Below are 11,319 nucleotides of genomic sequence, written 5' to 3' on the forward strand. Positions count from 1 at the left end.
CAGTGAAGCGGTCCCACTATTTCCCCTGGATGGGGCTGATTCCCCTGGCCCTGGGGGGCTGCTATGTCTACTCGACGGCCATCCCGGTGGTGGGGACGCTGCTGTTCACCCTGCTTCCCTGGCTCATGGTGCTGACCTGGGCCTGGCTGGGGATGGACTGCGGGCGGCAGAGGCGGCCCTTCTGGCTCAGCCTCCTGGCCGGCCACTGGGGGGTGCTCCTCAGCGTGCTGTGCGGGGCATGGCAGTTCTGGCTGGTGGACGACGCCGCCCGGAGCATCCCCATCGCCCTCTTCGGCCAGTTTATCTCCGGCGTGGTGCCCGGGGCGATGATGCTGGTCACCCCCTTGTGCATCGTGGACGGCACCTACATGGGCAGCCTGCTGGTGGTGTGGGGAGGCATCGCCTCGGCGGTGCTGCTGATCCTCATTTTCACCGTGTCCTACTGGGTGGGCCGCCGCATCGCCAAGGCCCCCTGACCGGCCCGGAAAGGAGGTGCTTCGATGGAAGAGTACACATGGAAACGCTTCCGGTGGCGTATGGAGCGCAGGCACGCCCGGCGCTCCCTGCTGAAATTCCTCTTCCTCTTTCTCGCGCTGTGTGTCGTGCTGGACGTATGGGGGCCGGGGCAGATTGCCCTGATGGCCCTTCTGGGGCTGTTCGTCCTGTGGCTGCTGGCGCGATATCTGCGGGTGCGAAACGAGGGACTGGACGGCGACGCAGATCAGCTGATCTATTTCGACCTGCTGGGTCGCATGAAGGCCCTGCCATATTCCCAAATCGGGAGCTATACCAAAAAGCGGAGTTGTGTGGTGATACGGGACCGGGACGGCCGGAGGTTCGCCAAGGTCCGGAAGCAGCTGTGCAGCCCCCGGGAGCTGGAGGAGCAGCTCCGGGAGGCATGTCCGCATTTGAAGTGGGAGGGATCACCATGACTGTCATCGGCATCACCGGCCCTACCGGGGCGGGGAAGACCACCGTCCTGAAGGAGATCGAGGCACTGGGGGGCGCGGTCATCGACTGCGATGCCGTGTACCACGAAATGCTGGAAAGTGATAGAGCCTTACAGGAAAGCCTGGAGAGGGCCTTTGGCCCCCTCCGGGACGGACAGGGGGCCATTGACAGAAAAAAGCTGGGCGCCCTGGTGTTCGGGGACCCGGCCAAGCTGGAGCGGCTGAACGCCATCGCCCAGCGGGCCGTGGTTCAGCGCACCCGGCAGATGGTCAAAGAGAACAGGTCCCGGGGCATCGGCCTGACGGCCATCGACGCCTTCGCCCTGCTGGAGAGCGGTCTGGCCGACCTGTGCACCACCACAGTGGCCGTACTGGCCCCGGCGGAGGCGCGGGTGGCGCGCATCATGGCCCGGGAGGGCATTTCGGAGGACTATGCCTGGGCCCGGGTGAGGGCCCAGCGGCCGGACCAGTTCTTTGCGGAGGGCTGCGCCCATATCCTGTACAACGACTGCGGCACCGCGGAGGAGTTTTCCCGGAAGGCAGAGGAGTTTTTGAAAGAGATCGTGTAGGGGCGCACAGTGTGCGCCCGTGCGCGGCATAATAAGAGAACAATGAGGCGCGCAAAGCGCCCCTGTGAGATCAAAGGAGGACTGTTTTATGAGTGAAGAAAAAGAACTGACCCGGGGCGAGCAGCTCCGCCGGGCCCTGGTCTATGAGCGGAAGAACGGCTGGGACCGGCTGGACGCGGAGGAGGGCGCGGCGCTGGAGGCGTACTGCACCGGCTACAAGCAGTTCCTGGACGCGGGCAAGACCGAGCGGGAGTGCGTGGACCGGGCCATCGCCCAGGCGGAGGCCGCCGGCTTCCGGGCCTATGTCCGGGGGATGGAGCTGAAGCCCGGGGACCGGATCTACCAGGTGAACCGGGACAAGGCCATCATGCTGGCCGTGATGGGCCGGAAAGGCCTGGAGCACGGGGTCAACATCGGGGCGGCCCACATCGACTCCCCCCGGCTGGACCTGAAGCAGAACCCCCTGTACGAGAGCGACGAGCTGGGCTTCTTCAAGACCCACTACTACGGCGGCATCCGAAAGTACCAGTGGGTGACCATTCCCCTGGAGCTCCACGGCGTGGTGGCGCTGAAGAACGGAGAGGTGGTGCGGGTCTCGGTGGGCAACGGGCCGGACGACCCCATGTTCACCATCGACGACCTGCTGCCCCACCTGGCCACCGACCAGGTGAAGAAGCCCCTGGGGGAGGCCATCCCCGCGGAGAGCCTGAACATCCTGGTGGGCAGCCGCCCCCTGCGGGACGACGAGGGCAGCGACCGGGTGAAGCTGTCGGTGCTGGAGCTGCTCAACCGGAAGTACGGCATCGTGGAGGAGGACTTCCTCTCCGCCGAGCTGTGCGCCGTCCCCGCCTTCCGGGCGGTGGACATCGGCTTCGACCGCTCCCTGATCGGCGCCTACGGCCATGACGACCGGGTGTGCGCCTATGCCTCCCTGGCCGCCCTGCTCCAGCTGGGCACGCCGGAGCGCACCGCCGTGTGCATGCTGGCGGATAAGGAGGAGATCGGCTCCGAGGGGGTGTCCGGCATGAAGTCCAGGGCCTTCGACACCTTCATGGAGGACCTGTGCCAGAGCCAGAGCGTGCCCCTGCGGGCCTGCTATGAGAAGTCCTTCTGCCTGTCCGCCGACGTGACGGCGGCCTATGACCCCAACTTCGCGGAGGTGTACGAGAAGCGCAACAGCGCCTTTGTCAACTACGGCATGGGCCTGTGCAAGTACACCGGGGCCCGGGGCAAGTCCGGGGCCTCCGACGCCTCCGCCGAGCTGGTGGCCTATGTCCGCCGGGTGCTGGACGGCGCCGGCGTGGTGTGGCAGATGGCCGAGCTGGGCAAGGCCGATCAGGGCGGCGGCGGCACGGTGGCCGTCTTCATGGCGGAGCGGAACATCGACACCCTGGACGCCGGCGTGCCCGTGCTGTCCATGCATGCCCCCTTTGAGACGGTGTCCAAGCTGGACTGCTATATGACCTATAAGGGCATGAAGGCCATCTACGAGGCGGTCTGAGCCCATATGCCCCGTGATACCGGAAAAGGTGCAGCCGATCTTTCGGCTGCACCTTTTCCAATTCTGCTCCATGACGCCCAAGTTCGCTTTGCGGCCCCGGGGGAAGGGCACCCCTGCCGCGTCCGCCCCGCACGGGGCAGGGACACACCGGCAGATCGGGACCTGCGGGGCGGTGACGGGGCTGTTTTCCCGGCTATGTTTTTTTGAAATAAGACCGCAGCAGGACATAAATCGCGACAGCGAGGATCACGGCGGTGATCCCTAAGGAGACGGCCGTTTCTGGATCGCCGGTCTTCCAGTAGTCCCATGCCGCCAGACAGCACAGGACCAGAACACCTGCCCCAAGGACCGCCAATATCCAGACGAGCAGGGTGCCGATCACGTTGACCCACTTTTTCTGACCGCGGGTTTTCGCGGAGTCGGCTCCGAAGAAAATGAAAACTCCCAGCATAAACGCCAGCACGATCACGATGACCCTGTACATCACTGACCTCCTCTTTCCGACCGCAGAAAACAGAAGCTGTTTGATGTCTATTGATGATACGATACCTTGACGCGCTTTGCAAGGCGGAGCTGCAGGGGGATGGGGCGCGTGTCATTGACCGCTCAGCACCAGCTGGCAGCAGTCCCGGACCCGGCAGGCCTGGAAATACCGGTCCTCCAGCGGGACCCACTCCCCCTGGAAGCGGGCCAGCAGCTCCGGCCCGCCCCGGTCCAGAAGGCGGGCGCGCCGCACCGGCCAGGGGGCCTCCAGAAAGATCCGGAGGCGGTAGAAGTCCCGCAGGGCGGGGTGGAGGGCGTAGACCCCCTCCACCAGCACCAGGGGGGCGGGGGAGAGGGACACCGGGGGCCCATACGCCCCGGTATGGCAGCGGTAGGGGGAGAACCGGGCGGGCTCTCCCCGGGACAGGGGGGCCAGGACCTGGTCCCGCACCCGCTCCCAGTCCACATTTCCCCCCGGCTGGGCCAGGCGGGCGGGGGTCTTGCGCGCCAGGGGCAGGAAGAAGTCGTCCATGTGGACCAGGGGGCAGCCCAGCTGCCGGGCCGCCTGGCCGGCCAGGGTGGTCTTTCCCGAGGCGCAGGGGCCGTCCAGGGCGGCCAGCACCCTCCCGCCGCCCCCGGCCAGAGGGGACAGGGCCGCGCACATCTGTTCCAGGGCCGTCATTGGACTGGGGAGAGGCGGGCGCGCTGGAGGGAGAGGACCAGAGCGGGGATCAGCACCAGCTGGAGCAGGATGCCGGGGATGGCGTTGAGGACGGCCTCGGTCCAGAAGATGGCCAGGCCGAAGGGGGTGGGGGAGGCCAGGGTGATGAGGGCCCGCACCGCCCCCCAGACCATTCGCCCGCCCACCATGGCCCCTGCCAGAGAGGCATAGACACCGGCGGCGTTTTTGGGCAGGCGGCGGTAGAGCAGCCCGGAGATCAGGCCGTAGGCGGCCAGCTCAAAGGCCATGGAGAAGGCGGTGGGAAAGAATTCGGGGCGGCCCGCCAGCAGGGAGCGGAGCAGGGGGGCGGCCAGTCCCACCCCGGCCCCCCACCCGCCGCCGCACAGAAAGCCGCACAGCAGCACCGGCAGGTGCATGGGCAGCAGCAGATTGCCGATGGCGGGGATGCCGCCGGTAAAATAGGGCAGGACAAGGGCCAGTGCCAGCATCAGGGCGGAGACCACCAGCCGTTTGTTTCGGGCAGAAGACATCGGGGACATACCTCCTGGAGCCGCAGATCGGGCTGCGGCGGGATGAAAATTCCTGCCCCAGAGGCAGGGAACTGGCTTTATTGTAGCGGAAGGAAGAAAATTCGTCAACAATCTCCTGCCAGCTCTGCCCGGAAGAAAAGCGCCCTCGCATCAACTCCAGCCCATCGGCCAGAAAAATTTTTAAAGTCTGGAACATTTTGTGCCCGTTCTTCGTCTAGATAAGCAGAGATACTTTGCCCGGGGCACATTTCTGCAGAAGAGGACGTTTCTTAAGATAATCTTAAAAAATTGTAATTCTTATGTAGTTGCCACCCGGCGGCCCTGGGCATATAATGGACATGCTGGACAGGCTCGCACCTGACCTTGTGCCTGCCCGGCAAAAAACGTAGGAGGAACTTGAAATGCCAGAGATCACCACACCTCAGACCACCGAGACCGCGCCCGCACCCGCACAGACGACTCCGCGGCCTCCGGTCAAGCCCAACGGCGGCCGGAAAAAGAAAAAGATGGTCAAAAACCTGATCATTCTGGCCGTTGTGCTCGCCCTGCTGGCGGCCGGCGGCTTTGCCCTCTACCGATTCCTGTTCAGCACCGGCGGCGAGGAGGGGGAGATCTTCTCCCAGCCCGCCTTCCTCGGCTCCATCCAGAGCAAGGTGTCCGGCAGCGGCACCGCCAAGGCCAAGGAGACCGCCGCCATCACCCTCAACGCCGGCGGCACCGTGCAGGAGGTGCTCATCGCTCCCGGCCAAACCGTCACGGCGGGCCAGCCCCTCTACACCATCTTCAGCCAGGCCGCTGAGGATGCGGTGAAGACCGCCCAGGAGAAGGTGGAGAACCTCTACAAGGACCTGTCTGACCTCCAGGAGGATGCCGCCAACCTGACGATCCGGGCCCCCTTTGCGGGTAAGCTCCAGGATGTGAAGGAGTTCCAGATCGACCAGGACGTGTCCAAGGGCACCGTGGTGGCCACCCTGGTCAACGACAAGCAGCTGAAGCTGTCCCTCTACTTCAGCTACGCCTATGAGGACCAGATCTCTGTGGGCCAGAGCGTGGACGTGTCCATCCCCGCGGTGATGCGCACCTTCACCGGAACAGTGGAGAAGATCAACAAGGTCAGCTACATATCCCCGGAAGGGGCCGTCCACTTTGAGGCCGTAGTGGTCTTTGACAACCCCGGCACCCTCACCGCCGGGATGGACGCCTCCGCCATGCTCACCGCCGGCGATGGCACCCAGATCTACCCCTACCAGAATGGGCAGACCGAGTTCTATGAGACCCGCACCATCGAGGCCAAGGCCAACGGCCCCGTGGTGGGCATGGGCAACCTGCTCGACCACGCCAATGTGGAGGCGGGAGAGGCCCTGCTCTACCTGGGGTCCTCCACCATTGACTCTGACATCCGGGCCAAGCAGTCAGAGATCGAGGAGGCCCAGACTGCGCTGGATGAGGCCTCCAAGGCCCTGGCGGATTTCAACGCTGTGGCCCCGATCGACGGGACCGTCACCTCCTGCACCCTCTCCGAGGGGGCCGAGGTGAAGAGCGGCGACACGGTGGTCATCATCTCCAACACCACCACCATGCTGGTCACCATCACGGTGGACGACCGGAACATCTCCTTCATCAAGCCCGGGGACTACGTGGATCTGGACTGGAACGGCACCACCTATCAGGGCGTGGTCACCGCCATCGACATGGGAAAGGCTGAGAGCGGCAGCGGCATGACCAACTACCCCGTCACCCTGACGGTGGAGAACTACGACGGCTCCCTGATGGACGGGGCCTGGCTGCAGTACTCCTTTGTTACCAGCGAGTCCAGTGACTGCATCCTGGTGCCCACCAGCGCGGTGAAATATGTCTCCGACGCGGATGGAAACCGTCAGGCGGTGGTCTTCGTCAAGCGGGACGCCCGGCCGGACGATGTGCCGGAGCTGGACCTGCCCCAGGTCGAGCCCGGCCAGCAGCGCCCGTTCCCCTCGGAGGAGGACGGCTTCTACCCCGTCATCGTCACCACCGGCATCTCGGACACAGAAAACGTGGAGATCACCTCCGGCGTTCAGGAGGGGGACGAGGTCTTCGTCAACTTCATGGTCACCGATTACAGCTCCGGCTATTGATCGAGGTGCTCTCATGCTGATCGAGATCAAAGACCTTTACAAAATTTATAACGAGGGCAAGGAGAGTGAGGTCCGGGCTCTGGACGGAGTCACGCTCCACATCGACCGGGGGGAGTTCGTGGCCATCGTGGGCCAGTCGGGCTCGGGCAAGTCCACCCTGATGAATGTGCTGGGCTGCCTGGACATCCCCACCTATGGGGAGTACCACCTAAACGGCACCGACGTCACCTCCCTGTCCGACAAGCAGCTGGCCCACATCCGCAACAGGGAGATCGGCTTCATCTTCCAGGGGTATAACCTGATCCAGGAGCTGGATGCCCTGGAGAACGTCACCCTGCCCCTGATCTATCAGGGGGTGTCCGTGTGGGACCGGGAGGACATCGCCATGGAGGCGCTGGAAAAGGTGGGCATGGCGGAGCGTGCCCACCACCGGCCCAGTGAGATGTCCGGCGGCCAGCAGCAGCGGGTGGCCATCGCCCGGGCCATCGCCACCCATCCCCCCATCATCATGGCGGACGAGCCCACCGGCGCTCTGGACTCCAGGACCGGCCGGCACGTACTGGAGATCCTCCGGGGCCTCTACCGGGAGGGCACCACCATTCTTCTCATCACCCATGACGATGGCATCGCCGCCACCGCCCGGCGGGTGGTGCGGCTGTCCGATGGAAAGATCATCGCGGACCACGCACAGGAGGTGGATTGGGAATGAATCTGTGGCAGGCTTTCAAAATGGCCTTCAAGTCCATCTCCATGAAAAAGACCCGGTCCTTCCTCACCATGCTGGGCATCATCATCGGCGTGGCCTCGGTGGTCATCATGGTGTCCGTGGTCCAGGGCCAGAACCGGCAGACCATGGAGATGTTTGAAAAGCTGGGCGACAACAAGATCACCGTACAGGCCTACGGCTACTACGACACCAACAATGAGACCTCCCAGAAGCTGTACGATTACTGCCTGACCATGAGCGACCTGGTGGAGGGGATCACCCCTGATGTGGAGATCAACGAGACCGCTACAGTCCAGTATGGAGCGAAAACCATTCGCATCAATGACTGGAACAACGGGAACTACGACTGGCAGACCGCCATGCACATCAAGCTGGGCTCTGACCAGTACGGGGTGTGCAACAACTACACCCTGGCCGGCGGGCGGGAGATGTCCTACCTGGACGTGGAGAAGACCAACGCCGTCTGTGTCCTGGGGGCCGGCGCCAAGGAGGCCCTCTTCGACTTCACCGATCCGGTGGGGGAGTATATCACCATCAACGGACAGCCCTTCAAGGTGGTGGGCTACTATGAGGCGGTCGATCTGGAGGGGTGGAACGAGCTGGACAATATCATCGTCCTGCCCTACACCTTCAACCGCTCCATGAACAACAATTACAACATCGACAGCTACGTGGTCAAGGCCAAGAGCGCCCAGGCCACTGTGGAGGCCATGACAAAGCTGGACGCTTTCCTGAACGGTTTGTTTCCTATGAATGCTGACGGAAACCGGGACAACGGAAGCTTTTACGTCAACAGCAACAACAGCAGCGCCGAGCAGGTCCAGTCCCAGAGCAACATGCAGTCTCTGGTGCTGGGCGCCATCGCCGGCATCTCCCTGCTGGTGGGCGGCATCGGCATCATGAACATCATGCTGGTCACCGTCACCGAGCGCACCCGGGAGATCGGCATCCGCAAGGCCATCGGCGCCGAGCGCAAGAGCATCATCGCCCAGTTCCTCATCGAGGCGGCCATGATCTGCAGCATCGGCGGCCTGATCGGCATCGCCATCGGCTATGTGGGCACCATGGTGGCCGGAAAGCTGCTGCTGTCCACCACCACCGATGTGCTGCTCCCCAGCCCCATCATCACCCTGGGGGCCTTCCTCTTCTCGGTGGCGCTGGGCGTCATCTTCGGCATGTACCCGGCCGTCAAGGCCAGCGGGCTCCAGCCTGTGGTGGCCCTGCGGGCCGAATGAGGGACCTCACCATCCTTTTGTGCGCTCCTTCCCGGCAGGGAGGGGAGCTCCGGAAGGTAGAGATTTCCCAGGAACACAAAATGAAATTGGAGATCAGAGAAAGACAGGAGATATGAGTATGAAATTAAAACGGATCCTCGCCGCGCTGCTGACGGCGGCGGCACTTCTCTCCCTTGCCCTGCCGGCGGCGGCCTCCGGCGGCTCCTTTTCCGACATCAACGACCACAGCACTGCCGTCAACGTGGACGTGCTGCGGCTGATGGGTGCGGTGTCCGGCGACAGTGACGGCACCTTCCGCCCCAACGATGTGCTCACCCGGGCCCAGTTCTGCACCATGCTGGTTGGACTGCTGCGGCAGCAGTCCAAGGTGCCCATGTACACCACCCGCACCATCTTTTCCGATGTGACTGCCTCACACTGGGCCAGGGGCTACATCAACCTGGCCGCCTCCATCACGGTGGGAGGGTCGGGTTCCGGCTCCGGCTCCTCCTCTGAGGGCGGAGAGGGGACTCAGGCCCAGACCAGGCTGATCTCCGGGCGGGGGGACGGCACCTTCGCCCCCGACGAGAAGATCACCTTCGCGGAGGCGGTGACCATCCTGATCCGGCTGCTCTCCTACGATGAGACCGACGCCGGAGCCGTCTGGCCGGAGGGCTATCTGAACCTGGCCAACTCCCTGGGGCTCACCGACGGGGTTTCCCTTGCGTACAGCGCCCCCATCACCCGGGCCCAGACCGCCCAGCTCTTTGTCAACACCCTGCGGTGCAAGACGGCCTCCGGCCGCCCCTACTACGAGACCCTGGGCGCCTCTGTGAAGGAGAAAGTCATCCTGCTGGACGCCAACGCCACCGCGGAGGACAACAATTCCGAGGGCGCCATCCGCACCTCGGATGGGACCTATCTCCCTGCGCAGGAGGGCGTGGTGCCCTCCGCCCTTCAGGGACGCCGGGGCGTGCTGGTGCTGGACGACAAAGACCGCATCGTCACCTTCCTCCCCGACGAGACCGCCTCCGTCACCGTGACCCTGTCCGGCGCCGCCCAGCCCACCTATCTCACAGGCACCAACGGCACCCGGTACAACATCGACGGCGACACCCCGGCCTATACCTCTTCCAAGGAAAACCCGGTGACCACCTATGAGAAGCTGTATCTGGAGCTGCGCTCCGGCAGCCAGGTGACCCTGTACACCGCGGACGGCAAGGTGGTGGGCCTGTACTATGGCTCCTCCGGCGCCTCCACTGACGCGGTGGTGGTCTCCGGCACCGCCACCGAGGCCATGTTCCACCAGCTCACCGGCGGCGCGTCCAACTACACCATCGAGAAGAACGGCCAGACCATCACCATGGCTGATATCCAGCCCTATGACGTGGTCACCTACGACAGCGTGGCCAATAAGCTGATCGTCTCCGACCTGCGGCTGCCCTGCGTCTACGAGAGCGCCGAGCCCAACCCCAGAGCGCCCCAGAAGATCACGGTGCTGGGACACGAGTTCACCGTCCTGGAGAGCGCCCTGGAATCCATCCAGAGCTTTGACGTGGGCAAGACGGTAGTCCTGCTTCTCACTGCGGACGGCAACGTGGCCGGCATGGCGGAGCCCGGAGCCAAGACCCGTTCCACCGCCATCGGCCTGGCCGAAGGCAGCTCCGTGAAGGTCTTCCTCCCCGCGGGGGGCACCATCGAGCTGAAGAGCTCCTCCAGCCTCTCCGACAGCGTGAAGGACCAGCTGGTCACGGTCTCCTCCTCCAAGGCGGGGGTCATCAGCGCCAGCCGCATGTCTGACCGCTCTGTGGGCGGCGTCTTCGACCTCCAGAAAATGACACTGGGCAGCTATCCCGTCACCGCCGGCGTCCACGTCTTCGAGCGGGTCAGCGGCAGCACGGTGGTCCAGCTGGAGCTGGCTGACATCCAGGCCCACTCCATCCCCGGCGACAAGATCGCCACCTATCACCTGAACTCCTCCGACATGGTGGACTTCATCATCCTGGAGGGCGCCACCGGCGACGCCTATCAGTACGGCCTGTTCTTCTCCGACACCAGAGAGGTCGAAGGAGATGAGTCCGGCAAGGTCTCCTATGTCCGCACTCTGCGGTTCGAGAGCCCGGAGGGCACCACCAGCTTCTCCAATGTGGGCTACATCGGGGACAACGGCGTCCCCGGCGGCATCGCGGTGGACGGCGACGGCAAGCTCCGCTCCCGGGTCACCCTGGAGGCTGTGGAGGGCGTGTCCCGCAGCGACTTCTTCGTCAGCAACGGCGCCTCCTACGTCAACGCGGGCGGCAAGGTGTACCAGGTGTCCAACAAGGTGGCCTGCTACAACACCACGACCAAGGTCTGGTTCACCGGCGATGACCCGCTGTATCAGATCCGCGCCTACTCCGACGACCTGACTATCTACGTAGACCCCTACGGCGAGAAGGTCCGGGTCATCACCACCCAGTAAGCACACCCTCTGTCCAAAACAGGGACCGGGAGGCCGCACGGCCTCCCGGGCCCCCAGTTTTTATTAAGGTAAAAGGAATCGTGCCGCC

The 11,319-nt window shown here is 64.2% G+C and carries 11 protein-coding genes; 8 read left to right on the forward strand and 3 right to left on the reverse strand.

Annotated elements, in window-relative coordinates:
- Nucleotides 1-2 precede the first annotated feature (2 nt).
- From NE584_RS09200 to NE584_RS09215, 4 genes are all read left to right on the forward strand, one after another.
- Entirely contained in the window at nucleotides 3-476 is a 474-nt protein-coding gene (locus NE584_RS09200) for a hypothetical protein (RefSeq protein ID WP_256182673.1), read from the forward strand.
- A gap of 24 nt (nucleotides 477-500) precedes the next feature.
- Entirely contained in the window at nucleotides 501-932 is a 432-nt protein-coding gene (locus tag NE584_RS09205; protein WP_050624663.1) for a hypothetical protein, read from the forward strand.
- Nucleotides 899-1,519 (forward strand): dephospho-CoA kinase, encoded by a 621-nt coding sequence (gene coaE / locus NE584_RS09210; protein ID WP_157954759.1) that lies wholly within the window; start codon nucleotides 899-901, stop codon nucleotides 1,517-1,519. The genes NE584_RS09205 and coaE overlap by 34 nt, the downstream gene beginning before the upstream one ends.
- Nucleotides 1,520-1,607: 88 nt before the next feature.
- A complete protein-coding gene (locus tag NE584_RS09215) occupies nucleotides 1,608-3,020 on the forward strand; it encodes an aminopeptidase (RefSeq protein ID WP_050624665.1) in 1,413 nt (470 codons plus the stop codon).
- 193 nt (nucleotides 3,021-3,213) lie between these two features.
- On the opposite strand, the gene NE584_RS09220 is transcribed toward NE584_RS09215, so the two are convergent.
- From NE584_RS09220 to NE584_RS09230, 3 genes are all read right to left on the reverse strand, one after another.
- On the reverse strand, nucleotides 3,214-3,504 hold the full coding sequence (locus NE584_RS09220) for a hypothetical protein (RefSeq protein WP_050624666.1): 291 nt from the start codon (nucleotides 3,502-3,504) through the stop codon (nucleotides 3,214-3,216).
- A gap of 111 nt (nucleotides 3,505-3,615) precedes the next feature.
- Nucleotides 3,616-4,185 carry a uridine kinase gene (locus NE584_RS09225; protein ID WP_256182674.1) on the reverse strand — a complete coding sequence of 190 codons (570 nt, stop codon included), beginning with the start codon at nucleotides 4,183-4,185 and terminating at the stop codon, nucleotides 3,616-3,618.
- Nucleotides 4,182-4,715, reverse strand: a complete 534-nt coding sequence (locus NE584_RS09230; RefSeq protein ID WP_050624668.1) for an ECF transporter S component — start codon at nucleotides 4,713-4,715, stop codon at nucleotides 4,182-4,184. Before NE584_RS09230 ends, NE584_RS09225 begins: the two co-directional genes overlap by 4 nt.
- Before the next feature lie 401 nt (nucleotides 4,716-5,116).
- Here NE584_RS09230 and NE584_RS09235 point away from each other — a divergent pair, with 401 nt between their 5' ends.
- The 4 genes from NE584_RS09235 (at nucleotide 5,117) to NE584_RS09250 (ending at nucleotide 11,231) form a co-directional block, all read left to right on the forward strand.
- Nucleotides 5,117-6,829 carry an efflux RND transporter periplasmic adaptor subunit gene (locus NE584_RS09235; RefSeq protein ID WP_256182675.1) on the forward strand — a complete coding sequence of 571 codons (1,713 nt, stop codon included), beginning with the start codon at nucleotides 5,117-5,119 and terminating at the stop codon, nucleotides 6,827-6,829.
- Between the two features lie 13 nt (nucleotides 6,830-6,842).
- Nucleotides 6,843-7,538, forward strand: a complete 696-nt coding sequence (locus tag NE584_RS09240) for an ABC transporter ATP-binding protein (protein WP_050624670.1) — start codon at nucleotides 6,843-6,845, stop codon at nucleotides 7,536-7,538.
- Nucleotides 7,535-8,791 carry an ABC transporter permease gene (locus NE584_RS09245; RefSeq protein ID WP_050624671.1) on the forward strand — a complete coding sequence of 419 codons (1,257 nt, stop codon included), beginning with the start codon at nucleotides 7,535-7,537 and terminating at the stop codon, nucleotides 8,789-8,791. Before NE584_RS09240 ends, NE584_RS09245 begins: the two co-directional genes overlap by 4 nt.
- 118 nt (nucleotides 8,792-8,909) lie before the next feature.
- A complete protein-coding gene (locus NE584_RS09250; protein ID WP_256182676.1) occupies nucleotides 8,910-11,231 on the forward strand; it encodes an S-layer homology domain-containing protein in 2,322 nt (773 codons plus the stop codon).
- Nucleotides 11,232-11,319 lie beyond the last annotated feature (88 nt).

Source organism: Clostridium sp. DFI.5.61, from assembly GCF_024462915.1.
Classification (GTDB): domain Bacteria; phylum Bacillota; class Clostridia; order Oscillospirales; family Oscillospiraceae; genus Lawsonibacter; species Lawsonibacter asaccharolyticus.